Origin of the sequence: Sphingomonas hylomeconis (genome assembly GCF_025370105.1) — a bacterium.
Lineage (GTDB): Bacteria > Pseudomonadota > Alphaproteobacteria > Sphingomonadales > Sphingomonadaceae > Sphingomonas > Sphingomonas hylomeconis.
Genome location: NZ_JANQBK010000011.1, coordinates 96,851 through 123,224, shown reverse-complemented (window position 1 = coordinate 123,224; position 26,374 = coordinate 96,851). Strand labels below are relative to the sequence as shown.

Here is a 26,374-nt window from a genome sequence, read left to right as displayed (position 1 = left end):
CGGCGGCGGTGGGGGCGGCCGCCGTCGCCACTGCGCCGCAACAGTGCGCGGCCGACCCCGACACTGTGCCGATCGCGGCGCCGCAATTCGACTTCGATGCGCCGACGACGGCGGGGGCGCCGGTCGCGGCGATCAACGCCGCGCCGGCGCCCCCGCCGGCCGACCTGCCGTCTGTATCGCTGTCGGCGCCGCGCGTGGTGCAGGCGCTACCGGCAGTCGAGCGCGAGGTGCGTGCAGCGGCATATGGCGGCCCGGCGACGATCGACCGGATCCGCAGTCGCGCAGCCCGGCCCAGCCTGGTCGACCGGCTCTATGATGCGGCGCGCGATCTGACGCGCCGCCCGATCGTGCACAATCTGCCCGATCCGGCCCCCCCGTACGCCGCCGGTATTCCGCGTCACCAAGCCATTTGCCCCGCCACCGGCGTGCGATGCGGCCTAGATAGTGTTCCTACGGCGTCGCGATCGCGGCGCCGATCAGTTTATCGCCGACACGCCGAGATGGTGGCCAACGGATTTTACAAATGCTGTTTATCAACCCGTTATGGTGTTGACTGTTATAAAACTGTCATCGATATCTGTCCTTAACTGATTTTAAAGGGGCAGATCATGAAAGCGTTTCAGCGCGGGCAACGTGGCGTCTTGCGGCGGCTGTTGACCGGGACCGCCATTGTCGGCGTGGCCACCGTCGTGGCCAATCCGGCCTTCGCGCAGAACGAATGCGGCGCGCCGACCGAGGGCACCGTCACCTGCACTGCGGCGGGCAACCCCTATGCCACCGGTATTTTCTACGCGACGCCACCGATCAATCCGGCCGAAGATCCCGGGCTCGATCCGACGGTCGCGGTCTATGACCTGACGGTCAATCTCGGTGACGGCGTGGCCATCGCCAGCAGCACCAATCCCGGCGTCGCGATCTTCGGCTTCAACGACGGCGCAGCGACGCTCAATTCGTTCGGCAACACCTCGATCGCGGTGACCGGCACGGGCGCAATCGGCGTGATCGGCAACACCAATTACGGCGATCTGACGATCAACACCGACAGCATCACCACCAGCGGTCGCGCGTCGCAGGGCATTAATGCCAATTCCAATGCAGGCGATGTCACGATCAATGCCGGAACCACGACCATCGCCGGCGACGGATCGGTCGGCATCAGCGCCAATTCCTTCACCGGCAATGTGTCGGTTACGGCCGATACGGTCACTGTCGACGGCTATTATGCGGGCGGCATCGTTGCCTATTCGGCGTTCGGGGATGTCACGATCGACGCGGGCACGGTGACCACCACCGCCGACGGCAGCTTCCTGGATTTCCCTTCGACCGCGATCGAGGCAACGACGATCTACGGCACGATCGCCGTGGCGGCCGATACCGTATCGACCACGGCCGATTATTCCGACGGCATTCGCGCGATTGCCTTTGCGGGCGATGCCGTAACGGTCGACGCCGGTACGATCAGCACTGCGGGCCTGTCCTCCAACGGCGCCTTCGTCCAGGCGGCCGGGAATGCGACGCTCAACGTCGGGTCGATTACCACCGCGGGTGAGACCAGCTATGGCGCGGTCGTCCTGACGACCGCCGGCGGCGACGCCACGGTCAATGCAACCGGCGCGATCACCACTACCGGACTTCAATCCTATGGTGTTGCCGCGGTTGCGATCAACGGCGGGGACGTGAACGTCACGGTCAACGACGTTTCGACCCTCGGCGACTTCTCGCCCGCCATCTATGCTGATGGTGACAATGTCGCCGTGACGATCAACGGTGATGTCTCGACCGCCGGCACCGGTTCGCGTGGCGTCGATGCGTTCGCCGGGGACGGCGTCGCGGTCGTCACCAACAACGGTTCGGTGACGACGGCGGGCGACAACAGCAGCGGCATCGTGGCGACCGGCATCTACGGCGCAACGGTCGCCGGCACCGGATCGGTTACCACCAGCGGCGACAATGCGCGCGGCGTGTTTGCACGGGCACTATTTGGCGACGTGGACGTGACCGCCGGCGACGTGACGACGACGGGGGCAAATGCACCCGGCATCGTGGCGATCAGCTATTACGGCAATGCCTCGGTCAACAGCATCGGCACCGTATCGACGGCCGGCGACTATTCGGTCGGCGTCTATGCCGGCGCGGCCGAGAATGCGAGCATAACGGTCAACGACGTCAGCACCGATGGTTTCCTGTCGCACGCAGTTTATGCCGTGGGCGGCTCGGCTGACGTGACAGTCAACGGCACCGTGCGCACGAACGATTTCGGTTCGATGGCGGTCCGGGCACTGGCGTCGGATGGCATCGCGACGGTGACGAACAACGGCGCGATAGACACGGCGGTCGGCGGCGGCGTCGGCATCATGGCCTATGGATCGGACGGTGTGACGATCAGCGGCAGCGGGACGATCGTCACGCGCGGTGGCGCGGCAACCGGTATCCTTGCCAATGGGTTCGCCGGCCCAACCACAATCACGGCGACGTCGATCACCACGTATGGCGAATATTCGCGCGGTGTGGCGGCGCAGGGCTCGGGCGATGTGACGCTCGATCTCGGGGATGTCACCACGAACGGTCGTATCGGCACCGCGATCGAGGCGGCCACGTTCCAGAACGGCACCGGGCCACTCAATGCCGACCTCAACGTGACGGTCGACAATGTGACGGTGAATGGCGACTATTCGCTGGGCATCAATGCCTTTTCGAGCAACAATGGCGTGCTCAATATCACCGCGGGTACCGTCATCGTCAACGGTGCCAACGGCATCGGCATCTTTTCGGAGAGCTATACCGCCGATACCACGATCAATGTCGGCACGCTGATCACGACCGGCACGGGCGATGCCTATAATGGCCCGTCCGGCATCGTCGCTATCAGCGACAGCGGCAACATCGCGATCAACGCGTCGGATCTCGTATCGACCGCGGGGCTGAACGGGATCGGCATCTACGCTGGCACCAACGGCGATGTGGCGATCACCGTCAACGACGTGACGACGACGGGCGACAACGCCCCGGCGGTGGTTGCGTTTGGCGAGAACGTCTCCGTGACGTCCACCGGAACGATCAGCACGACGGGCACCAATTCCGGCGGTGTCCTGGTCGAAACGGCCAATGCCTCTTCTGGCGGCGGTACTTTGGCGCCTTATGGCGGCAACATCACGATCGATGTCGGCGCGATCAATACCAGCGGTGATTTTGCCGACGGCATCAATGCGACGGCGCCGAATGGCGGCGCGATCGACATCACGCATGGCGCGATCACCACGACGGGTGCCGAATCGTTCGGCGTCTACGCCTCGGGCCTGGACGATATCACGATCACCGGCGGATCGGTGGCGACGACGGGCTACAATGCCGCTGGCGTCTATGCGATCAGCTTGTTCGGCAACGTGGCGATCGACGAAGGCACGATCAGCACGGCAGGCGAATATGCACCGGGCATCGTCGGCGCCTCGTTCTTCGGCAATGTCGCGATCACCGCCGACAATGTCACGACGACCGGCGACACGTCGAAGGGCGTGTTCGGGTTCGCCGTCTATGGCGGCAACACCGACATCGCGGTCGGCAATGTCACGACGAGCGGGGAATATTCGGTCGGCGTCGACGCGCAGGCCTATTACGATGCCTCGGTGACAGTGACCGGCACGGTCCGCACCAGCGGCTATGCGGCAGAGGGCGTGAACGTCGTGGCGGGCGGCAACGGCAGCGTGACCAATAACGGCACGGTGCGCACCAGCGGCGCAGAGTCTGACGGCATCCATGTCGAGACGGTCTATGGCGACGTGACGATCGCCGGCACCGGCACGGTCGCCACCACCGGCGACTTCTCCACCGGCATCTTCGCGCGTGCATCTTATGGTGGCACGATCGACATCGCCATGGGCACCGTGACGACTACGGGCGTCTCCACGGGGATCGATGCCTATGCCAGCGGCGGCGTCTCGGTGACGGCGGGCACGGTACGTACGACGGGCGAGGGCGCGATCGGGATCAGCGCGGGCGCCTATTACGGCGTCGACGTGACCGTCGGCACGCTGACCACCACGGGGGCCGGCGCGAACGGCATCAATGCGGCAAGCTTCGGCAGCGACGTTGCGGTCAATGCCGGCTCGGTCCTGGTATCGGGCGCGGGATCGACGGCGATCCGCGCGTTCGGCTTCGGTGGCGGCACCGCCGTCAACGTGACCGGCGCGGTGCGCTCAACCAGCGGCACGGCGATCAACATGATCGCTGGTGGCGTCGGCGGCGGCGGCGGCGGCGCGAATGGCGATCCGGCGCTCGACGGTATTGCGCGGCTGACGGTCGCGGCGGGTGGCTCGGTGCAGGGCGGCACCAATGCAGTGACCAGTTCGGCGCTGAACGCGACGCAGATCACCAATAACGGCGCGATCACGGGCGGCACCGGCTATGCGATCCAGGCATCGGGCGGGGCGGCGACGATCGTCAACAACGGCACGCTGACCGGGCGGCTGCTGCTGACCGGCAATGCCGATCGCCTGACCAATACCGGCACGTTCATTCTCGCCGGGAGCAGCGATTTCGGTGCTGGCAACGATACGCTGGTCAACAGCGGCACGGTGCGGCTCGGCCAGTCGGCATCGGCGCAGACGATCGCGCTGACCGGGCTGGAAACCTTCACCAATAGCGGTCTGGTCGATCTGCGCACCGGCACGGCCGGCGATACGCTGACGATCGGCAACTATTCGGGTAGCGCCGCCGCGACGCTCGGGCTGGACATTTCGTTCGGCGCGACGACGGCGACGGTCGATCGGCTCAACGTGACGACGGCGACGGGCAGCACGGCGGTCGCGCTGGCGCCGCTCAACGGCCCGGCGATCCTGATCCCGGCGACGACGATCGTGCAGGCCAGCGCGGCATCCTCGCCGACCGCCTTCACGCTGACGCCGGCATCGCAGTTCAACGGGCTGATCCAGTTCGGCGTGGTCTACAATCCGACCGCACTGGCCTATCAGCTGGTCAGCGCGCCGAACGCGACGGTCTATCGCCAGGCGGAGCTGGGCGAAGGCCTGGCCTCGGTGTGGAACCGTTCTGGCGATGCGATCACCGCGCATCTCGGCGCGGGCCGCGACGCCATGTGGGGCAGCCCGACGACGGAGTCGACGGGGCGGCTGTGGCTCGAGATGTTCGGCGAGGTGAACAAGCGCGACGAGACGCGCAACTTCGCCTTCAACGGCCTGGTGCAGAACAATCTCGATCTCGGCTACAAGCAGGATGCGTTCGGCGGCCAGATCGGGTTCGACGTGATGGGCACCAGCAGCGATACCGGCGGCTTTACGGTCGGCGTGTCGGGTGGCTATCTGAGCTCGGCGATGACCTTTGCGGGCAACGACCGGATCAGCATCGAAGCGATCAACGGCAGCGTCTACGGCGCATTCCAGGCCGGCGGGTTCTTCGCCAACGGCATCGCCAAATACGACCATGCCTGGGTGCGCAGCCGCGGCAACGCGCCCTTGGCCAATTTCAACCTCAAGACCAAGGCCGATACCTGGGGCGGCAAGCTCGAGGCGGGCTTCCGCCTGGGGTCTGACAGCTTCTTCTTCGAACCGGCGATCAGCGCGGCCTATACGAGCAGCAATATCGACAGCTACGGCACGCTCGGCGGCACGTTCGACTTCGACGATTTCACCGGGCTGCGCGGCAAGGCCGGGGCACGGATCGGCGGGTCGTCGGCGCTCAGCCCGACCTCGACTTTGGTCTTCTATGCCGGCGGCGCGGCGGTGCACGAGTTCAAGGGGGATGACCGCCTGATCTTCGGCAGCGGCGGGCAGCGGATCGCGGTGTTCAACGATCGTCTCGGCACGTATGGCCAGGGGACGATCGGCCTGAACATCGTCACCGCCGGCGGCGTCACCGGCTTCATCGAGGGGCACGGTGAATATGGCGACGACTACAAGGGTGGCGGCGGTCGCGCCGGTATCCGGATCAAGTTCTAACCTTGGCAGACTGGGGCTCCGGCCCTAGGAAAACGGGCCCGCGGGATCGATACCGCGGGCCTTTTTCGTGCACCCTGCAGCGGCAATGAAGTGGACTGGATGATGAGCAAGGTGCCCACCGCAACGGCGGCGACCGACAAGCCGACGGGCGAGGCGCCCGTCGCGCCGCCCACCGCCAAGCAGCCGGCGACCAGCCTGACGGTCTCGCGCGGCTTTGCCGATTGGCTGCGCGCCAACCGTACGAGCTTCGCCTTCACCTCCTACCAGACCGGGCAGTTGTTCCTGGTCGGCGTGACGCCGAACGGCACCGTCTCGTTCAACCAGCAGAATTTTACCCGCGCGATGGGCGTGTGCTACCAGCCCGGGCGGCTCTATCTTGGATCCCTGCACCAGATCTGGCGGCTGGAGAACATGTTGCGCCCGGGGCAGCTGGGCAATCAGCATTTCGACATGGTGCTGGTGCCGCGCAACGCGCAGACGACCGGCGATGTCGACGTGCATGAGGTCGGCACGGACGCCGCGGGCCGGGTCATCTTCGTCAACACCAAATATAGCTGTCTTGCGACGCTGGATCTCAACCACAGCTTCCGTCCGATCTGGAAGCCGGCCTATATCTCCAAGCTCGCCCCGGAAGATCGCTGCCATCTCAACGGCATGGCGATGGATCAGGGCAAGCCGCGCTACGTGACCGCGGTCAGCCGCAGCGACATCGTCACCGGCTGGCGCGAGCGGCGGCACGAGGGCGGCGTGCTGATCGAAGTTGAGACCGACCGCGTGGTGACCGACCAATTGTCGATGCCGCACAGCCCGCGCGTCCATGGCGACAGCATCATCGTGCTGGATTCGGGGCGCGGGCAGATCGTGCGCGTCGATCCGGCGAGCGGCGCGCGCAGCGACATCGCTTTCTGCCCGGGGTTCCTGCGCGGCATGTCGATTCACAACGGCCATGCGCTGGTCACCGTATCGAAGCCGCGCAACGGCACGTTCGCCGGTCTGGCGCTGGACGATGCGCTGAAGGCGCGCGACGCCGAGCCGTGGTGCGGCATCCTGATCGTCAATCTCGCCTCGGGCGATATCGTTGAATGGGTTCGGCTCGAGGGGCATATCACCGAATTGTTCGACGTAGCGGCGATGCCCAACGTGGTGTGCCCGATGTCGATCGGCCCGGACACGATGGAGATCCGCTCGACCATCACGTTCGACGCGACGATCGCGCCGCTCGCGGCATGATCCGCCGACCCGCCGGTCAGCCACGCTGAGGTGGCCAGGAAGCGCTATCTTACCGCGACGCTGCCGGATGGCTATGTGAAGACGATCGGCCCGACTGCAGCCGAATTCACGCATTACTGGCGGATCGTCGCCGAGCTCGACAGTGGCAAGGTCGAGGTGTTCTGGGGCCATACCAAATCGCTTGCCGAGGCGAAGAAGAAGCGCAACGCACTGGGCGAGGCGGCGCGCCAGCGCGGCTGGCGCAGCCATCGCTTCGAGATTGCCGAACTGGTCGAGTCCTAGTTCAGACCGGGGCAACGCGCACGGTTGCGTGAGCGCACCGATGGGAAGAATTGCGCTTCGCGGACGGCGCGACCGCCGACCGATCGAACCCATAATAAAAAGATAGCGCCCACTATATTCCGTGATAGCTTCCCCGCATCGTTACCGTGTGGGGAGCATGAGAATGACGAAATATCACGCGATATTGCTGGCGGGGGCCGGCGCGCTGTGGATCATGCCGGCGGGCGCGCAGGGGGCGGCGCCAGACGCGGCGCAGGCCGGCGCGCCGGGCACCGCCGATACCGTGCCCGATGCGGGCCAGCTCGACGACATCATCGTCACCGCGCAGCGCCGCGAGCAATCGCTGCAGCAGGTGCCGATCAGCGTCACCACGTTCAACGCCGCCAGCATCGCAGCGCTCAGCGCGGAGACGATCGGCGATCTCGATACCTTCACGCCGGGGCTGACGATCAACGATACGTCGGTGACGCAGCCGAGCTTCACGATCCGCGGCGTGCAGACCGACGATTTCGGCATCGGCACCGATCCCTCGGTCGGCATCTTCGTCGACAATATCTATTCGGGACGATCGGGATCGTCGCTGATCTTCTTCAACGATATCGCGCGCGTCGAAGTGCTGAAAGGACCGCAGGGCACGCTGTTCGGGCGCAACACGTCGGGCGGGGCGATCTCGATCATCACCAACAAGCCAAGCGATACGCGCTCGCTGAGCGGCACGATCCAGGCCGGCAATTACAAAAAAATCCGCGCCGACGCGACGGTCAACCTGCCGCTGACCGACACGCTGTATCTGCGGCTCAACGGCGTTGCCAATTATCGCGACGGCTATCTCAGGGATGCGCTGACCGGCCAGCGGCGCGAGCGCGAAAACAACAAATCGGGCCGCGCGGCGCTGCGCTGGGCACCGAGCGACGCGACCGATTTCGTGCTCGCTTACGATCATGACGATACCAGCAAGGATGGCCCGTTCGCGATCGGCATCAGCGATGCCGCGCTGAGCAACGATCCGCGCGGGCCCTATGCCAACGACGTGATCGACGACAAGGAGACGCGCATCCTGAACGCGGTGTCGTTCACCGCGACGCATTCGACCGGCCCGCTGACCTTCACCAGCATCAGTTCGTTCAAGCATTTCGAGACGCATAACCGCGAGGACGAGGACGGCACGGCCGATCCGACGCGCTATTTCGATACCGAGAATATCGAGCGCAACAGCAGCGCCTATCAGGAACTGCGCGTCGGCTTCGACAACGATCGGCTGAGCGCGATCGCCGGCGCGAGTTATTTCCACGAGCGCGGGCGGCAGACCAGCGCCGCGACGTTGCTCAGCGATTCGGTCGATCGCCTGCTGGGCGAGGTGGCCGATTTCCCCGTGTTCACGATCCTGAATGCGTTCGGCGGGCTGCCGGTGTTCGGCCAGACGTTCCGCGAGGATATGAACAACCGTGCGGCAAACGATTCCTATGCCCTGTTCGGCGACGCGACCTACAAGGTCACCGACCGGCTGAGCCTGACTGCGGGGATCCGCTACACGCACGATCGCAAGGTGTTTACCTGGACCAATGGTGGGTTCAGTTCGCCTGGGCTCGACGCGATCGTCGCGCCGGGCGGATTGTATAACGCGATCATCGGCGTCGATGCCTTTCCTGCGGATGCGCCGATCAGCGTCGGCGATTTCCTGCGGCAGGATTTCATCATCGGCCCCAACGGGCTGATCTTCGATGTCGGCGCGCTGGAGAATGTGCCGTTCACCCGGCGGGAGACGTTCAAGGACGTCTCGCCGCGCTTCGTGATCCAATATGACCTGAACGACGATACGCATCTCTATGCCTCCGCCTCACGCGGCTACAAGGCGGGCGGGTTCAATTCGACCGAGATCAACTCGTTCTTCGCGCCGGAAAATGTGTGGAATTTCGAGGGCGGGTTCAAATCCGAGCTGCTCAACCGGCGGGTGCGGTTCAACGCCTCGGGCTATTATTTCAAGTACAAGAACCGGCAGTCGATCAGCCTGGAGGATACCGGCGGCACGTTGCCACAATATATCACGCGTTCGGGTGATTCCGAGGCGTACGGCATCGATCTCGAGACGCAGTTCGTCGTTTCGTCCGATCTGACCTTAGGGCTGACCGCCGGGGCGATCGAATCGAAATGGGTCACGCGTATCGAGCAGGGGATCGACATTTCCGGCCAGCCGACCGGCGAGCCCAAGTTCCGCGGCGTGGCGAGCGGCCATTACAAGCACGAGATCGGCACGGGCAGCATCTTCGCCGATGCCAGCTACAGCTACACGACCAAGCAGCGCATCAACGACGCGACGCGTTTCACCGATGCGGCAATCGCGCCGTTCGTCGATTTCTCTAAGCTCGATCGGCTGCGCTCGGCGCGCAATATCGTCAACGCTAGGATCGGCTGGCGCTCACCGGGCGATCAGGTGTCGATCGCGGCCTATGCCGAGAACCTGCTCAACAAACGCTATTACCGCACGCTCAACACGATCTCGGCCGATATCTTCCAGACGCCGTACGTGCGCGCGGAGCGGCCGGGATTCTACGGCGTCGAACTTGGTTTTCGTTTCTAGGAGAGAGAGATGCGCAAGATACTTGCCACACTGACCTGTGCCGCCACGCTCGCACTGCTTGCCGGCTGCGGCGGGCCGAAGACCGATGCGCAGGGGTTCGTGATCGACCCCGAGTTCGAGAAGAACCTGCAAGCGCAGCTGCTGGACGCCAAGCCGGGCAGCGTGATCGACATTCCGGCCGGCAAATATGCGCTGAGCCGCAGCCTGAGCCTGACCGCCAACGGCGTCACCGTGAAGGGCGCGGGGATGGACAAGACGATCCTGTCCTTCGCCAAGGCGACGTCCGGCGCCGAGGGCATGCTCGTCACGGGCGACGATTTCACGCTCCAGGATCTGGCGATCGAGGACAGCAAGGGCGACGCGCTCAAGATCAACGGCACCAAGAATGCGGTGATGCGCCGCGTGCGCGCCGAATGGACCGGTGGGCCCAAGACCAGCAACGGCGCCTACGGCCTCTATCCCGTGCAGGTGACCAACGTGCTGATCGAGGGGACGGTGGTCAAGGGCGCGTCGGATGCCGGCATCTATGTCGGGCAATCGAGCAACATCATCGTGCGCGACAATCGTGCCGAGGGCAATGTCGCGGGAATCGAGATCGAGAATTCGAGCAACGCCGACGTCTATGGCAACACAACGACCGGCAATACCGGCGGAATCCTGGTCTTCAACATGCCCAATCTGCCGGTGCCGGGCAGCAAGACGCGCGTTTACCGCAACACCGTCACCGCCAATAACCATGCCAATTTCGGCGCCAAGGGCAGCGCGGTGAGCTCCGTGCCGCCGGGGTCGGGCGTGATCGTCAATTCGAACGACGAGGTCGAGATCTTCGACAATGACCTGAAGGACAACAAGACCGCCAACGTCATCATCTCGAGCTATTATTCGACCGGCTTCGACACCAAGAAGGGCATCGCCGAAGCCTATGATCCGTATCCGGAGAATATCTACGTCACCGGCAACCGCTTCTCGGGCGGCGGCGACGAGCCCGGCGGGCGCTTCACGCCGCTGAAGGCGCTGGGCGGCGGGCGCCTGCCCGACGTGCTGTGGGACGGCTTTACCAATCCCAAGCTGAAGAGCCCCGGAATCTGCGTGCAGAACGGCGCGGCGAAGCTGCTCAACGTGGATGGGCCGGGCAAGTTCGCCAAGCCGCGGATCGACACGACGGCGAACTGCGCGCCGGCGACCCGGCTCAAGGAGATCGTGCTGCCCGCGGCGATGACGAAGGACAGCGGCAAATCGTGACACGTTTCCTGTTTGCGTATCCTCCCCACGCCTACCAACCCGGCGGACGCCGGGGCCCAGTGGCGGAACGGTCGGTAAGGGCTGCTGCACGTCGTTACGCGAGCCTTCGCGACTGGGCCCCGGCGTTCGCCGGGGTGGTAAGCCGGTACAGATGGTTGCTGCTTGCCGCCATGGTCGGCCTGCTCCTCACGGCCTGCACCGGCACCCCGCGCGACGTCACCTTCCACCCGCAGGACAATCCGGCGAAACTCTCCGATTGGGGCCTGTTCACGGTTGCCGATGGCCGGCTTGCGCCGCACCCAGGCATGGTCACCTATGAGCTCAACGCGCCGTTGTTCAGCGATTATGCGCAGAAATGGCGGACGGTGTGGATGCCCAAGGGCGTCGCGGCCAAATACGATGCGGACAAATGGTTCGACTTTCCGGTCGGCACGATCGTCACCAAGACCTTCTATTATTCCACGCCGGCGAGCGCTGGCGTGCCGCAGACCAGCGGCGAGGTGCTGAAGGTGACGCCGGCCAGCTACCAGACCGGCGTCGCCGGCCTGGATCTTCGCCATGTCCGGCTGATCGAGACGCGGCTGCTGGTGAAGCGGGCGAGCGGCTGGGTGGCCCTGCCCTATGTGTGGAATGCCGAGGGCAGCGATGCGACGCTGGAGCGCACCGGTGCGGACCTGCCGCTGACGTTGGTCGACGGCGCGCGGCGCGACGCGTTCAACTATACCGTGCCCAACCAGAACCAGTGCGCCGGCTGCCATGCGCAGGACTACCGCACGCGCGCGATCAATCCGATCGGATTGAAGGCACGCCATCTCAACCGCGACTTTCCGGGCGAGGGCGGCGAGATCAATCAGCTGCGGCGGCTGGTGGCGTCGGGCTATCTGACCGGCCTGCCGGGGCAGGGCGCACCGCGCAACGCCGCCTGGCACGACGACGCGGCTGGCACCGCGGCGGAGGCGCGCTCCTATCTCGATATCAATTGCAGCCATTGCCACAATCAGGAGGGGGCGGCGCGCACCTCCGGGCTGTGGCTCGACGCCAAGACGGTCGATCCGCGCGTGCTCGGCATGTGCAAGCCGCCGGTCGCCGCCGGGCGCGGCACCGGCGATCGCCCGTTCGATGTCGTGCCGGGCCAGCCCGATCGCTCGATCCTGCCCTATCGGCTGGCGAGCACCGATCCCGGGGTGATGATGCCCGAGCTCGGCCGCAATCTCACGCACAAGGAAGGTCTCGATCTGGTGATACGCTACATCACGACGCTGAAGGGCGCGTGCGACGAGGATGACGGCACCAAGTTGGCGTCGCAATGAGCTGGTCCAACTGGTCCGGCAGCGTGCGGACGAGCGCGCCGGTCGTGCGGCCGACCAACGAGGACGCGCTGGCCGCGGTGATCCGCAGCGCGGGCACGGTGCGCGCGGTCGGCGCGGGCCATTCGTTCATGCCGCTGTGCGACACGGACGGTGTGATCGTCAGCCTGGAGGACATGGCAGGCACGCTGACCGTGGCGCCGGATCGTCGCACCGCGCGGATCCCGGCGGGGTGGAGCATCAAGAAGCTGACCGCTGCCTTGTTCGATGCCGGGCTGGCGCTGGCCAACCAGGGCGACGTCAACCCGCAGTCGCTGGCCGGCGCAATGGCCACCGGCACGCATGGCACGGGGCACGATCTCGGCAACCTGGCGACGTTCGCGCGCGGCTTTCGCCTGATCGGCGCGGACGGCACGGCGATCTGGTGCGATGCCGAGACCAATCCCGACCTGTTCCAGGCGCAGCGGTTGTCGCTCGGCCTGTTCGGCGTGGCGACGGAGATCGTCGCCGAGGTCGTGCCGGCATTCCATCTCTCGGAGCGGATCGAGAAGAAGCCGTGGGGCGAAATCCGCGAACGCTATGACGAGATGGTCAGCCAGCAGCGGCATGTCGAATTCTGGTTTTTCCCGCATGCCGACAGCGTGATCCTGAAGACGCTCGACATCACCGATCCGTGCGATCCGCCGCCCTCCACCACCGACATGGAGGAAGCGACGTTCCGCCGCCTGCTCAATATCGGTGCGCTGATCCCACCGCTCGTGCCGACGCTGCAGCGGATGATGATGAAGAGCGAGATGAACGGCCGCCGCCGCGGGCCGGCGCATGCGATCTTCCCGTCCGATCGCACGATCCGCTTCGAAGAGATGGAATATGAGATGCCGCGCGCGGTCGGTCTCGACACGCTCGAGGAGGTGGTCGGCTGGATCCGCCGCAAGCGGCTGCCGGTCTCCTTCCCGTTCGAGTTCCGTGTCGTGGCGCCGGACGATATCTGGATGAGCCCGATGAATGCCGGGCCGGTGGCGGCGATTTCGATGCATCAATATGCCAAGATGCCGTGGCGCAAGACCTTTGCCGAGGCGGAAGCGATCTTCCGCGCCGCCGGGGGACGCCCGCACTGGGCCAAGCGGCACACGCTGACCCGCGACGCGGTCGATGCTTTGTACCCGATGGCCGAGCGCTACCGCGCGGTCCGCCGCGCGGCGGATCCGACGGGCAAGTTCCTCAATCCCCACCTCGCGGAGCTGTTTTCCTGATGGACGATCTCGAACTGCACGCCCACCTGATCGGCCAGCAGGGCTCGCGCGCCGCGCTCAACACGCCGGTGCTGGTGGTCGATCTCGATCAGCTGGAGCGCAACATCGCCGCGATGCAGGCGCTGGTCGCCGCGCGCGGCGTGGCGCTGCGCCCGCACGGCAAGACGCACAAGAGCGTCGATATCGCGCGGCGCCAGATCGCCGCCGGTGCGGTCGGCCTGTGCTGCGCCAAGATCGGCGAGGCGGAAGTGTTCGCCGATGGCGGCATAACCGGGCTGCTGATCACCTCGCCAGTGGCGGCGCCGGCGGCGGTGACGCGGCTCGCCGCGCTCGCCGGGCGGAGCAGCGGGCTGATGGCGGCGGTCGATAATCCCGGCGTCGTCGCGCGGCTGCAGCATGCGCTGGCCGAGGCCGACACGACGCTCGACGTGGTGATCGATGTCGATCCCGGCATCCGCCGCACTGGCGTGGCCTCGCCCGAGGCGGCGGTCGAACTGGCCGAGGCGATCGCCGTCGCCGACAATATCACCTTGCGCGGCGTGCAATATTATTGCGGGATGCAGCAGCATGTCGAGGAATATGCCGCGCGCCACGCCGCGATCGTCGAGCGCACCGCCTATCTGCAAAGCGTGATCGACGCGTTGGTTGCCGCCGGCTTCGCGCCCGAGATCGTCACCGGATCGGGCACCGGCACGCACCATATCGATCTCGAGCTCGGCCTGTTTACCGAGCTGCAGGCCGGATCCTATGTCTTCATGGACAAGCAATATCTCGATTGCGATCTGACCGGCGACGGCCGCGTGCCGTTCGACCCGTCGCTGGCGGTGGATGCCCGCGTGGTCAGCGCCAATCACGATGCGCTGGTGACGATCGATGCCGGGTTCAAATCACTGTCGACCGATGGCGGCGCGGCGCAGGTGCGCAGCGGCGCCGCGCCCGAGACGATGTTCATCTTCATGGGCGACGAACATGCCGCGCTCGTCGCGCCCGATATCGGCCGGACGCTCAAGCCCGGCGATCCGGTCAGCCTGACGGTGCCGCACTGCGACCCGACGGTGAATTTGTACGATCATTATCATGTCGTGCGCGACGGCACGCTGGTGGAGATCTGGCCGGTCAGCGCGCGCGGGCGGGCACGTTGAGCCTGCGCGCATCGCAGGTCACGGCCGTATTGGTGGTGGGCATCATCGGCGTGCTGATCCCGGGTCTGCAGCCGCAATTGCTTGGCGCGCTGGCGCTGGAGGGCAAGCTTTCCGCAGCGGCCCTGGGCGGCCTCGCCACGGCGGAACTGCTGGCGATGGGCATCGCCGCCGGCGCCGCCGGATTCGTGCTGCCGGCCGGGCGGCTGCGCGCGATCGCCGCGATCGCCGCGATCGCTACCGGGGCGGTCGACCTCGCCACCCCGCATGTCTCGGGCAGCGCGATGTTTGCCCTGCGTGTTGCCGCCGGGTTGGGCGAGGGGGTGCTGATCTGGATCGCGATCGGCTTCATCGTCCGCACCACGCGGCCGGACCGCTGGTCGGGCATCTATCTCGCGCTGCAGACGCTGGCGCAATTCGCGCTGGCCAGCGTGATCGGCCTGTACGCCGCCGGCAGCCTGGGCGGGTTCACCGCGCTCGGCGTGGTGACGGTGGCAGCTGCCGCGGTGGTACCGTGGATGCCCGATGGCTATGCGACCACGGTCAGTGAGGGCGCGAGCCAGATGCCGCCACGCCGCGGGCTGATCGCGCTGCTCGGCGTCCTGCTCTACCTCGCCTTCATCGTCGCGCTGTGGGTCTATGTCGAGCCGCTGGCGTTGCAGCGCGGCGTGCCGATCGCGCAGGTCCACCTCATCGCGCCGCTGTCGCTGGCGATGCAGGTGCTGGGGGCGGGGGCGGCGACGCTGCTCGCCGGGCGGTTGCCGCCACGCGCCACGCTCGTGGCGGTCGGCATGGTCAATCTCGCCCTGCTCGTCGCCATGGTGGCGGGGCCGCCGTCGCTGTTCATTGCCGCCAGTGCTGCGTTCGGCTTCCTGTGGCTGTTCGCGCTGCCGTTCCAGGTGCCGCTGGTGATCGCTGCCGATCCCGGGCGCCGCGCCGCACTGCTGATCGGCGGTGCGCAACTGGTCGGATCGAGCCTCGGGCCGTTGCTGGCCAGCGGGCTGGTCGAGGACGGCAACGTCGCACCGGTGGCGTGGTTCGGCGCAGCCTGCCTCGGCGTGGGGGTCGCCGCGCTGTTGGGGGCCGGATCGACCCGCGCCGCCCGCTGACGGCGAATTTCGCAGCGCAGCAAAAGACTCCGCCGGGCAAGGGCCGTTTCCGGCCGCGATGCGTTACCCCGCAACGTTCTGGCAATGGAGTGGCAATGAACCGGATCAACCAAGCGCGCCGCGCCGAGCTCGAGCAGAGCCGCGCGTTGAAGATGGCGCGCTCGACCCACGCCTATGTCCGCGGCAATACCGGCAAGTTCTACGAATGGCTCGATCAGTCGCGCTCGGCCAAGCGACTTCCCGACGGGCCGGCGATCTGGATCTGCGGCGATTGCCATCTCGGCAATCTCGGACCGGTCGCCGATCCCGCCGGCCGCGTCGACGTGCAGATCCGCGATCTCGATCAGAGCGTCATCGGCAATCCGGCGCACGACCTGATCCGGCTCGGCCTGTCGCTGGCCACCGCGGCGCGCGGCTCCGATTTGCCTGGCGTCACCACCGCGCGGATGATCGAGCAGATGGTGGAGGGTTATAGCCTGGCGATGGCCGATCATGACGGCACGCAGGCACCCGAACCCAATGTCGTGCGCGCCGTGCGACGGCGCGCGCTGGGCCGGCGCTGGCGTCACCTAGCCGACGAGCGCCTGTCCGACGTCGAGCCCAAACTGACGCTAGGCAAGAAATTCTGGGCACTGGAGGATGAGGAACGCGCCGCAGTCGATGCTTTGTTCGAGCAGCCGGCGGTGACGTCGATGATCCTGTCGCTGAGCAACCGCGATGCCGACGATCGCGTCCGGCTGGTCGATGCCGCCTATTGGAAAAAGGGCTGCAGCTCACTCGGCAATCTGCGCTTCGCCGTGCTGGTGGCAATCGGCGGCAGCAAGAAGGACCCGGCCGAATATGCGCTGATCGACCTCAAGGAAGCGGTCGCCGCGATCGCGCCGTCATCGCGCCCCAGGGCCATGCCGGCCGATCCCGCCGAGCGCGTGGTGGCCGGCGCGCAGGCGCTGGCGCCGAACCTTGGTGCGCGCATGCTGGCAACGCAATTGCTGGGCAAATCAATGGTATTGCGCGAATTGCTGCCGCAGGATCTCAAGCTGGAGATCGATCAATTCTCGCGCGCCGAGGCGACGCGCGCGGCACGCTATCTGGCCTATGTCGTCGGTGTCGCGCATGCGCGGCAGATGGACGCGGCGGGCCGGGCGACATGGCTGACGGCGATCGGGCGGCGGCATGGCGCCGATATCGACGCGCCGAGCTGGCTGTGGGACAGTGTCGTCGATCTCACCGCGAGCCATGAGGCGGGCTATCTCGAACATTGCCGGCGCTATGCGCTGGCGCGGGCGGCCTGACGCACTGGCGTCGTGCAATCGCGCGTCGATCGTCTAAGGACGGTTGATGCCCGATGCTGCCATGCCGACCGACCCGCTGCCCGATTTCGTCGTGATCGACGTCGAGACGGCGTGCGCGCGCGCCAGCAGCATCTGCCAGGTCGGGATCGTCGGCTTTGCCGGCGGGCGCGAGATCTTCGCCTATGAGACATTGCTCGACCCGCGCGACGACTTCCATTTCTTCAACACGCAGATCCACGGCATCGCCGCGCACCATGTCGTCGGGCAGCCCTGCTTCGCCGACGTGCACGGCGTGATCGACCGGCATCTCGCCGGGCGCACGACCGTGGCGCATTCGCATTTCGACAAGGGCGCGCTGGCGGCGGCGTGCCGGGTTCATGATCGTCCGGCGATCGAGACGACATGGCTGGACAGCGTCCGCGTCGCCAAGCGCGCCTGGCCCGATCTGCCCAACCATAAGCTGGGCGGGCTGGCACGCTATCTCGGCATCACCCATCGCCATCACGATGCGCTCAGCGACGCGCGGGCAGCGGGCTGGGTGGTGGTCAAGGCGATCGACCATACCGGCCTGTCACTGGCGGACTGGCTCGCCCCGCCGCGCAAGGCCGCGCCGGCGCCGCGCGCGGCGCGGAGCGGGCCGCTGGCGGGCGAGCGAATTGTGATCGTGGGCGAGCCGCGCGACGGCGCGCTGGCGCATCGGCTGGCGGCGCTCGGCGGGCGGATCATGACCGCCGTCGGCACCACCACCACGCTACTGGTGATCGCCGGCGCGGCCGATCCACGGACGGTGGCGATCGACCCGCAATGGCAGAAGGCGCAGGCGAGCGGCACGGCCCGGATCCTGACCGAAGCCGCGCTGCTCGCCGCGCTGGACTAGTTCTTAGACCGAGCCGGTGCCGCCATTGGCGCCGAACACGCTGCCGGTGGTGAAGCTGGTGCCCGGATCGGCCAGCGTGACGTAGAGCGAGCCCAGTTCGGCCGGCTGGCCGGCGCGGCCGAGCGGCGTATCCTGGCCGAACTCGCCCAGCTTGCCGGGCAGTTGGCCGCCGGCAACCTGCAGCGGCGTCCACACCGGGCCCGGCGCCACCGCGTTGACGCGAATGCCCTTCTTGGCGAGCTGCTTGGCCAGCCCCTTGGTGAAGATTTCGATTGCGCCCTTGGTGGTGGCGTAATCGAGCAGTTCCTCGCCCGGGTTGAACGAGTTGACCGAGGCGGTGTTGATGATCGATGCGCCCGGCTTCATCAGCGGCGCGGCCGCCTTGCTGAGCCAGAAGGTGGCATAAACATTGGTCTTCATCGTCCGATCGAACTGTTCGGAGCTGATCTCGGCGATCGACGCCTTGGACTGCTGATAGGCCGCGTTGTTGACGAGAATGTCGAGCCCGCCCAGCTGCTTGGCAGCCCTTGCGATCAATTGCTCGCAGAACTTCTCATCGGTCAGATCGCCCGGGATCAGCACCACCTTGCGGCCCTCGCCGCGCAGCAGCTTGGCGACATCCTGCGCATCGGGCTCCTCGGTCGGATAGTAGTTGATCGCGACATCGGCGCCTTCGCGCGAAAAGGCGATCACCGCCGCCCGGCCGATGCCCGAATCACCGCCGGTGACCAGCGCCTTCATGCCCTGCAATTTGCCCGAGCCGCGGTAGCTTGCCTCGCCGCAATCAGGGACGGGCTTCATGTCGCGCTGCAGGGCAGGCCATTTCTGCGGCTGTTCCTTGAACGGTTCGGTGGGGTATTTGGATTGCGGATCGGTCATCATCGGACGGGCTCCTTGAGCGAGGGCAGGGGCGGCGGCGAGGCCGGCGCCGGCGATCGCGCTGCCCTTCAGGACATCGCGGCGGCTGGTGGAATCGGTCATTCGGCTTCTCCCTTGGACTGATGGCGGACGGCGAGCGCGGCGGCGCCGAGGCCGAGCAGCGCGGCAAGCGCGACCTTCGTGGCTGGCTGGCGCGCGATGGCATAGACGCTGACGGCACGGCCGGGCTGGTTGCGCGACGTCTCCTCGCCATCCCTGAACGGGGCCGAGAGATTCGAGGCAGTCGTCTTGGGCTGTTTCGGATCGGACAGGATCGGGATCATCGCGCCACCGAAGCGCGCGAGCAGGCCGGGGAAATGCTGGCCGAGCAGCACCTGCAGCCGGCCCATCCCGCCAACCGTGATCGCCAGTTGCGGGCGCACCGCCGCATCGAGGATCGCGTCTGCGACCAGTTCGGGCGCATAGATCGGTGGCGGGATCTGCGCCTCGCCATCGACGTGATTGGCGGCATGCGCGGCGATCGGCGTGTCGGTGCCCGACGGCTTGATCAGCGTGACCGAGATCGGCAGCCGGGCGGCGTTGATCTCGATCCGCAGCGCCTCGGTATAGCCCTTCACGGCATGTTTCGACGCGGCATAGGCGCCCATGATCGGGGAGGGGATGTCACCGGCGATCGAGCCCACGGTGACCAGCGCACCGCCGCCCTGGCGGAGCTGCTCGACCGCGACCAGCGAGCCGTGCACCATGCCGAAATAGTTGGTCTGGAAGAGCTGCTGGTGCTCGTCCTCCGGCGTATCGACCAGCTTGGCGTAGAGCGCGACGCCGGCGCAATTGACCCAGGTATCGATCCGCCCGAAGCGCGCGACCGTAGCAGCGGCGGCGGCGCGCAGCGCATCGATCGAGCACACGTCGGCCACCGCATAGGCGGCGTTCAGCCCGTCGCGCTGCAATGCTTCGGCGGCGTCGCGCAGCGCGCCTTCGCCGCGTGCGACGAGCATCACGCTGGCGCCCTTGCGCGCCGCGGCACGCGCGGTGACGAGGCCGATACCCGAGCTGGCACCGGTGATCAGCAGCACCTGATCGGCAAGCGGTTTCAAGTCGACGGCCATCAGGCCGCCCGGCTCGTTACGGTCGGTTTCACGCATACACTCCTTCACTTCAGAACGACGGCACAACGCGCAAGGCGGCGATATTCGCCATGCTTTGTCGCAATTTTATCGATACTTGCGGATTTTCGCGGGCGCGGTGCACAATCCAGGAAGCGAACCGCGGCAATGCGCGTTACACCGGCATCATGCTTGCCGCCCGCGCTCTCCCGCTGCTTCTGTTGGCCTTGGCGGTGGCGGCGTGCAGCCGCGACAAGGGCAATCCCGCGCCGCCCCGGATCGAGACGCCGGCCGTGCTCCCGCAGCAATCCTCGACCATCGTCGTCCCGGTTTCGGCATCGCTGGCCGCCTTGGAGCAGCAGTTCAACGCGCGCACGCCGACCGAATTGTGGCGCATCGACAAGGCCGAGCCGCGTTGCGTGCCGGGCAAGCGGGTCAAGCTGTTCGGCCGGGCAGTGAAGGTGACGCCGACGCTTGGCTGCCGCATCGTCGGGCGGGTGACCCGCGGGCGGATGCGGCTGGGGGGCAGCGGCGACACCTTGACCATCGCGCTGCCGGTCAAGGCGGAGATCAGCGCGCGCGACGTGGGCGGCATTATCGGCCGCGAGACCGCGACCGGCGCCGCATTGGTGCGTGCGACGGCCAAATTGTCGGTCGACGGGCGCTGGGCGCCGGTCGCCAAGGTCGACATCGCCTATGACTGGACCGAGCCGCCGGGGATCGACTTTCTCGGCGCGCGGATCCGGTTTGCGGACAAGGCCGATGAGAAGCTGAAAGGCGTGATCGCCGGGCTGGAGCGCGACCTGCCGCGCGAACTGGCCAAGCTGCGCGCGCGCGACGAACTGGCCGGCATCTGGCGGCAGGCCTTCACCTCGATCCAGCTCAACCGCGACCGCCCGCCGGCATGGATGCGCCTGACGCCGCGGCGGCTAGGCTTTGGCGGCTATCGTATCGCGGGCGGGCGGATCGAGCTGCAGCTCGCCGCCGAGGCGCTGACCGAGACGTTCGTCGGCGATCGCCCGGCGGATCCGACGCCCACCGCGCTGCCGCCGCCCGCGGGCAGGATCGGGCCGCGGGGCTTGCGCTTCTTCATTCCCGTGCTGGCGGATTATGCACAGCTGGAGCCGGTGGTGCAGCGCGCGCTGCGCAAGCTGGCCGCCAAGGGCATCACGCTGACAGGGGTGGGGCCGGTCGATGCCGAATTCGGCAAGGTGACGATCTATGCCACCGAGCATGGCCATATCGCGGTCGGCGTGCAGACCAGGGTAAAGGCGCGCAACGGGCTGCTGCCGGCGACCAAGGGCGAGATCTGGCTATCGGCGCTGCCGTTCAACGCGGCGAATTCGAAGGTGGTACGCGCGCGCGACGTCAAGATCGCCGGGCGCAGCGATTCCACTGCGGTGAACCTGCTGATCACGCTGTTCGACGACACCGTCGTGCAGGCCAATATCCGCGACGCGCTGACCCACGATTTCGCGCGCGATTACAACAAGGTGCTGATCGCCGCGCGGCGCGCCGTGGCCGGCCACCGCGAAGGCGATTTCGTGCTGTCGGCGGATATCACCGATGTGCGCAACGGGCCCATCAAGGTGACGGGGCAGGGGCTGTTTCTGCCCGTGCAGGTGACGGGTACCGCCAATATCCGCTTCGCGCCGGGGCGCTGACCGGGCCGATCGTCAGGCCGGCCGCCAGACGATCTGCGCGGCACCGGCGGGCAGGCGCAATTGCTTGCCGCTCGGTCGCCGGCGCACCCCGTCGACCAACGCGGTGCCGGGCGTGCCGGCAAACGGCCAGTCGATAATGAACCCGCCGGGTGGGCGCGCGTCGCCCGACAGATCCACGATCAGCGCGCCATCCTGTGCGCGCGCGGCTAGCGAGACGCGGCCGTAAGGCGTGCGCAGCCCCTCGATCGCCGCGCCCTTGCCCGCCAGCCAGCTGGCATCGAGCCCGCCGGCGAGCACGATCGCGTCCTCCCCGGGGCGGACATAGGCGAACAGATCGAGCGCGGCGCGGATGAAGTCCGAGGCGACCCAAGCGTGCGGCATATCGCCGATGAAGCGGATCTCGCGCGGATCTCGCCCGACCACTTCGGCCCAGCCGTTCCACGCCGCGGGCCGGCGATCGGCCATATAGGCATCGAGCAGATCGTTCGCCCGTCCGGGCTGGCCGAGCCGGACCAGCGCGGAGACGTTGCGCAGTTCGTACGGCGTATAGTCGGCCCAGGCGGCGCCCGGCGCGGTGCGCGCCATCACGCGATCATATTGCCGGGCGAAGGTGTTGCCGAGCAGCTCGGGATCGAGGCGCGCGCCCTCGTCGGCGGGATCGAGCGCCATGGTCGTCGAGGTCGCATCGAAATCGCCGAGGCTGGTCGCACCGGGAATGAAATCGATGCCGAAGCGCTTGACCGAGGCGGCGATCGCGGCGTGGATATCGGCGGCGAATTCATCGCGCTGCGCCGCGATCGTGGCGCGTTCCGGCTTGCCCAGGACGGCGGCGGCAAAGGCCGCATCCTTGTAACCCGTCAGCGCCCAGAAATCGTCCCACAAACTGTATTGCGCCTCGGCTGAATAGCCTTCGTGGCTGATCGAGGGGGGCATCAGGCCGTACAGGTGGCGGCGTGCCGGCGCCAGGTTGGCGGCATTGCGCTCCGACTGGCGCTGCGCCTCCATATAGCGGCGCGCGGCATCGAGCCCGGGCCAGGCGCGCGCCAGCGCGGCGCGATCGCCGGTGTAGCGATAGAGCTGCGTGACGAGGTGGATATATTCGCCCTGGCTGTCATTCTCCGGCACCGGATCCGGGCCGCGCGCATCGACGCAGCACGGCACCTTGCCGTTGGCGAACAGCTTGGTGGCATACCAGTCGGCAAAGGCGCGCACCGGCGCGGGCTGGCCGAGCCGCAGCAGGGTATCGCCCATCATCGCGCCATCGCGGATCCAGCTGCGATCGTAGGAGCGCGTGCCGGGCTTGAGCGCGGGCCCCTCGCGGCTCATCAGGATATGCGCGAGCGCGGTCTTCAGCGTGTCGGCGACGGCCTGTTTGGCGGGCGGGGCGGTGATCGTCACCGCGCCCAGCCTGCGCTGCCAATAGCCGGCCGTGGCCTGTTCGGCGGCGGCGAAGGCGGCGCGATCCGACGCGGGCGCGCCGATCGCGATCGGTATGTCGAGCGTCTCGCCGGGCGCGAGCGTCGCCTGCCAGTCGAGCGTGGCAGCGGCGAGCTGCACGGGATCGTCGACCATCAGTGCGCCGCCATCGGCGGGGACGAGCGCGCCCTGATCGAAGGCGCGGGTGGCGACCCGGCCTGGCGCGGCAAGCGGATAGAGCGTGCGCGTGACCGATGGATCGCCCGCGATCGCGGGCAGCGTGGTCACGGCGAGCCTGCCATCGGCCCAGGCGATGCGCGAGATCGGGCTAACCCCGCCTTGCTGGCTGAGGAATTGCGCCGCCGGATTGACCTGGAACGGGCGGACGCCGAGCGCCAGGCGCAGGCTGCGCGGACGGTCGCCGGTATTGGTCAGCCGCCAGCGGGCGAGCAGGCGCGGGGCGGACTGGTCGGCGACCAGCGTGGTATCGAGCGTCCAGCCGTCGCCCGACCAGTGCACCCGTGGGATCGGCAGATAGCCGTCGCGCAGCGTCTGTTCGGGCGTGACGTCGGCCCAGGATAAGCGCTTGCCGTCGGCGACAACGAACGGCTCGAGCGAGAAGCCGCCCTTGGCGACCTCGATCGCGCCATCCTCGCCGATCAGCCCGGAGACCGCGCCGCCATCGCTGGCGACGAGCGTCCAATAGGATTGTTCGGTGAAGCCGCGCGGATAGGTGCCGCGCGGCGCCGTCTTTGCCAGCGCGCCGATCATCGCATTGGGGGTGGCGCCCCAGGCCGGCGGCATGACGGCGATGCTGGCCAAGGCCGGGCGGCCCGGGGCGGTGAGCCGCAGGTAGCGCGTTTCGAGTTCTGGCAAGGCGAGCGGATCCTCGCCGCCATCGCCCGCGGTGACGGTGCGCACGGTGCGCCAGCGGCGGCCATCATCGGACTCGGCGATCGTGTAGCGCGGTGCGAAGCGCTGCCCCCAGCGCAGCATCACGCCGCCGAGTTCGCGCGGGCCGCCAAAGTCGATCGTCAGCGGGCCGGCGATCGTGCGCGGCGCATCGAGCGCGCGGCCATCGCTGGCGCGGGGCGGCGGGAGCGGCGCGGGCGGGGGCAGGGGCGTGAAGACCGGCTCGGCGATCTCGAGCTGGCCCGCGCCGCCATCGCGACCGCGCACCAGCACGATCTCCATCGCGGCGGTGCGGCGCAGCGTCTTGTCCGCGTTCGGGCCCCAGGCGAAGGCAATGTCGCGCGGGCGGATCTCGATCGTCTGCCAGGCGGCCGAGGGGCGGAAATTGCGCCGCTGCACCCACCAGACGTTCTTGCCCTCGGCATCGGTGAACTTGATCTGCAGATCGTTGACCGCGCCGCTGCCGCGTACTTTCAGCCGCAGCACGAAGTTCGCCGGCCAATCGCGCGGCAGATCGCGCCGCGCGACGGCATAGCCGGACACCGCGGCGAAGTCGTACTCGAGCCGCAACCCCTCCGCCGTCGCCGCGACGCGCGCGGTCACCCCGTCCGAGGCGGAGGCGCGCCAGTCCGGCGCCGGCGCGGCCAACGCCAGGGCAATCGGAAGGACAAGCATCACGCCAGCCAGCCGCCGGTAAAGCCGGCGCGCAGCAGCCCGCGACGGATATGCGGGTTGCGGCGCATCGTGCGCCAGATCATGCCGGTGCGGTAATTCTCGATCCCGCCGACGATCGGGCCCTGATCGATGCCGAGATAGTCGCCATCGACCCAGCCGATGCCGGGCACGATCCTGCCATGTTTGAGCGGTGCGGCAGGATCGGTCAGCGTCGGGTTGAACGAGTCGAGGAAGCCGTATTGGCCGTAGATGCCGCGGCCGTAGCGGCGATGCATCGCCGAGATCGTCGGCACGACGATCTCGGGCGCAAAGGCGATCGAGCCCAACGCGGCGGTCGGCGCGATCGTGCCGTCGTCGCGATCGCCGGGGCCGCGCGCGGAATAGGAGAAGAAGTCGCGTTGCCGGCCGCCGATCGTGCGCGTGAAATCGCCCGGGCCGTCGCAGGCGGTGAGCCCCCAGCAATCGGCACCATAGCCGCGCCACCCGCCCTTGTTGGCGATCGCATAGCTGCGCTGCGCATAGGTCGCGCGGCGGCTGTTCTCGAAATAATCCAGCCCCTTGGCGGCGATATAGGGATCGCGGATGCCGCGGAAATCGATCCACATCTGGCTGTACTGGTGGCCGAACAGCGGCGCGAAGTGCAAATGCGGCTTGCCGCCCTGCGTCGTCCAGCTCGGCTCGAACCGTGCCGACCAGGCCTGCCACGTACCCTCGGGCAGCGCGTGCGTCGGCGAGCCGAGACCCAGCACGTAGAGCAGCATGCCTTCGTTATAGATATTCCAGTCGGACGGGATGAAGCCGGTCTCGGGATGCCAGCCCATCGACAGGAACGGCGCGTTGCGCACCGCGAAGGTCCAGTCGACCGCGCGGTAGATCTGCTCGGCGAGGTCGCGGATGCGGCGCTCGTCGGGGTGATCGCCATCATACCAGCTCTGCGCGAACAGGATCCCGCCGAGCAGCAGCGCGGTATCGACCGTCGAGAGCTCGGTGCGGCCGAAGCGGTGCCCGGTCTTGGCGTCGAGGAAATGGTAGAACAGCCCCTTATGGCCGCTGGTGCCGCTGGCGGCGGGCCCTTGCGGCGCGCCGGCGAAGAAGCGCAGCGTGGCCCGCGTGCGCGTGCGCGCCGCGGCACGGCTGATCCAGCCATGTTCGACGCCGACCGGATAGAGCGTGAGCGCGAAGCCGACCGCGGCGATCGAGGCGAAGGAGGGGGTGGGCCAGCGATCCGGCACCAGCCCGGTGATCGGATCGGCGGTTTCCCAGAAGTAGCGGAAGCTGCGGTGCTGGATATCGTCGATCAACCGCTCGGCGGCGGAACGACGGGCGACGCGGGGGGCGGCCAGGGCGGGGGTGGCGATACCGGCGGCGGCGAGGCCGGCGGTGCCGAGGAACGTGCGTCGATCGATCAAAGCAAACTCGAGTTCAAAAAGAAGCCGGAGCGACGCCAGGCGCCGCTCCGGCCAGG

Annotated in this window: 17 protein-coding genes; 13 read left to right on the top strand and 4 right to left on the bottom strand. The window is 67.3% G+C overall.

The genetic code is table 11. The features are described 5' to 3' along the window. The 12 genes from NV401_RS13370 to NV401_RS13315 all read left to right on the top strand — a co-directional run. A partial coding sequence (locus NV401_RS13370; RefSeq protein WP_390903635.1) for a hypothetical protein occupies positions 1-587 on the top strand: 587 nt, incomplete at its 5' end. Between the two features lie 21 nt (positions 588-608). Beyond that, the gene (locus NV401_RS13365; protein WP_261294933.1) at positions 609-5,948 is read left to right on the top strand and encodes a hypothetical protein; all 5,340 of its coding nucleotides are present in this window, start codon (positions 609-611) and stop codon (positions 5,946-5,948) included. Positions 5,949-6,050: 102 nt separating this feature from the next. After that, entirely contained in the window at positions 6,051-7,178 is a 1,128-nt protein-coding gene (locus NV401_RS13360) for a TIGR03032 family protein (RefSeq protein ID WP_261294932.1), read from the top strand. A 30-nt stretch (positions 7,179-7,208) separates the two neighbouring features. Then, on the top strand, positions 7,209-7,460 hold the full coding sequence (locus NV401_RS13355; protein ID WP_261294931.1) for a hypothetical protein: 252 nt from the start codon (positions 7,209-7,211) through the stop codon (positions 7,458-7,460). A gap of 163 nt (positions 7,461-7,623) precedes the next feature. Further along, on the top strand, positions 7,624-10,038 hold the full coding sequence (locus NV401_RS13350) for a TonB-dependent receptor (RefSeq protein WP_261294930.1): 2,415 nt from the start codon (positions 7,624-7,626) through the stop codon (positions 10,036-10,038). A gap of 9 nt (positions 10,039-10,047) precedes the next feature. Next, complete coding sequence (locus NV401_RS13345; RefSeq protein ID WP_261294929.1) at positions 10,048-11,280, top strand: parallel beta-helix domain-containing protein; 1,233 nt, start codon at positions 10,048-10,050, stop codon at positions 11,278-11,280. Between the two features lie 155 nt (positions 11,281-11,435). Further along, a complete protein-coding gene (locus NV401_RS13340; protein WP_261294928.1) occupies positions 11,436-12,590 on the top strand; it encodes an SO2930 family diheme c-type cytochrome in 1,155 nt (384 codons plus the stop codon). After that, complete coding sequence (locus NV401_RS13335; protein WP_261294927.1) at positions 12,587-13,840, top strand: D-arabinono-1,4-lactone oxidase; 1,254 nt, start codon at positions 12,587-12,589, stop codon at positions 13,838-13,840. Before NV401_RS13340 ends, NV401_RS13335 begins: the two co-directional genes overlap by 4 nt. Next, positions 13,840-14,982: a DSD1 family PLP-dependent enzyme gene (locus NV401_RS13330; RefSeq protein WP_261294926.1), complete on the top strand. Its 1,143-nt coding sequence runs from the start codon at positions 13,840-13,842 to the stop codon at positions 14,980-14,982. The genes NV401_RS13335 and NV401_RS13330 overlap by 1 nt, the downstream gene beginning before the upstream one ends. Continuing rightward, positions 14,979-16,088 (top strand): hypothetical protein, encoded by a 1,110-nt coding sequence (locus tag NV401_RS13325; RefSeq protein ID WP_261294925.1) that lies wholly within the window; start codon positions 14,979-14,981, stop codon positions 16,086-16,088. The genes NV401_RS13330 and NV401_RS13325 overlap by 4 nt, the downstream gene beginning before the upstream one ends. Positions 16,089-16,183: 95 nt before the next feature. After that, the gene (locus NV401_RS13320; protein ID WP_261294924.1) at positions 16,184-17,380 is read left to right on the top strand and encodes a DUF2252 domain-containing protein; all 1,197 of its coding nucleotides are present in this window, start codon (positions 16,184-16,186) and stop codon (positions 17,378-17,380) included. Positions 17,381-17,426: 46 nt separating this feature from the next. Next, entirely contained in the window at positions 17,427-18,257 is an 831-nt protein-coding gene (locus NV401_RS13315) for an exonuclease domain-containing protein (RefSeq protein ID WP_261294923.1), read from the top strand. Between the two features lie 3 nt (positions 18,258-18,260). Here NV401_RS13315 and NV401_RS13310 read toward each other — a convergent pair whose 3' ends face one another. Further along, on the bottom strand, positions 18,261-19,238 hold the full coding sequence (locus NV401_RS13310) for an SDR family oxidoreductase (protein WP_261294922.1): 978 nt from the start codon (positions 19,236-19,238) through the stop codon (positions 18,261-18,263). Continuing rightward, complete coding sequence (locus NV401_RS13305; protein ID WP_261294921.1) at positions 19,235-20,281, bottom strand: SDR family oxidoreductase; 1,047 nt, start codon at positions 20,279-20,281, stop codon at positions 19,235-19,237. Before NV401_RS13305 ends, NV401_RS13310 begins: the two co-directional genes overlap by 4 nt. 149 nt (positions 20,282-20,430) lie before the next feature. Between NV401_RS13305 and NV401_RS13300 the strand changes: the two genes are divergently transcribed. Further along, a complete protein-coding gene (locus NV401_RS13300) occupies positions 20,431-21,906 on the top strand; it encodes a DUF4403 family protein (RefSeq protein WP_261294920.1) in 1,476 nt (491 codons plus the stop codon). Between the two features lie 12 nt (positions 21,907-21,918). On the opposite strand, the gene NV401_RS13295 is transcribed toward NV401_RS13300, so the two are convergent. Together NV401_RS13295 and NV401_RS13290 are read right to left on the bottom strand one after the other, a co-directional pair. Further along, positions 21,919-24,909, bottom strand: a complete 2,991-nt coding sequence (locus NV401_RS13295) for a discoidin domain-containing protein (protein ID WP_261294919.1) — start codon at positions 24,907-24,909, stop codon at positions 21,919-21,921. Beyond that, positions 24,909-26,318 (bottom strand): glucoamylase family protein, encoded by a 1,410-nt coding sequence (locus NV401_RS13290; RefSeq protein ID WP_261294918.1) that lies wholly within the window; start codon positions 26,316-26,318, stop codon positions 24,909-24,911. Before NV401_RS13290 ends, NV401_RS13295 begins: the two co-directional genes overlap by 1 nt. Positions 26,319-26,374 lie beyond the last annotated feature (56 nt).

Excerpts from the sequence above, each read along its gene's own strand:
- NV401_RS13365 (WP_261294933.1), top strand. The coding sequence starts at position 609 with ATGAAAGCGTTTCAGCGCGGGCAACGTGGCGTCTTGCGGCGGCTGTTG.
- NV401_RS13360 (WP_261294932.1), top strand. The coding sequence starts at position 6,051 with ATGAGCAAGGTGCCCACCGCAACGGCGGCGACCGACAAGCCGACGGGC.
- NV401_RS13350 (WP_261294930.1), top strand. The coding sequence starts at position 7,624 with ATGACGAAATATCACGCGATATTGCTGGCGGGGGCCGGCGCGCTGTGG.
- NV401_RS13345 (WP_261294929.1), top strand. The coding sequence starts at position 10,048 with ATGCGCAAGATACTTGCCACACTGACCTGTGCCGCCACGCTCGCACTG.
- NV401_RS13335 (WP_261294927.1), top strand. The coding sequence starts at position 12,587 with ATGAGCTGGTCCAACTGGTCCGGCAGCGTGCGGACGAGCGCGCCGGTC.
- NV401_RS13330 (WP_261294926.1), top strand. The coding sequence starts at position 13,840 with ATGGACGATCTCGAACTGCACGCCCACCTGATCGGCCAGCAGGGCTCG.
- NV401_RS13320 (WP_261294924.1), top strand. The coding sequence starts at position 16,184 with ATGAACCGGATCAACCAAGCGCGCCGCGCCGAGCTCGAGCAGAGCCGC.
- NV401_RS13315 (WP_261294923.1), top strand. The coding sequence starts at position 17,427 with ATGCCCGATGCTGCCATGCCGACCGACCCGCTGCCCGATTTCGTCGTG.
- NV401_RS13310 (WP_261294922.1), bottom strand. The coding sequence starts at position 19,238 with ATGACCGATTCCACCAGCCGCCGCGATGTCCTGAAGGGCAGCGCGATC.
- NV401_RS13305 (WP_261294921.1), bottom strand. The coding sequence starts at position 20,281 with ATGCGTGAAACCGACCGTAACGAGCCGGGCGGCCTGATGGCCGTCGAC.
- NV401_RS13300 (WP_261294920.1), top strand. The coding sequence starts at position 20,431 with ATGCTTGCCGCCCGCGCTCTCCCGCTGCTTCTGTTGGCCTTGGCGGTG.
- NV401_RS13295 (WP_261294919.1), bottom strand. The coding sequence starts at position 24,909 with ATGCTTGTCCTTCCGATTGCCCTGGCGTTGGCCGCGCCGGCGCCGGAC.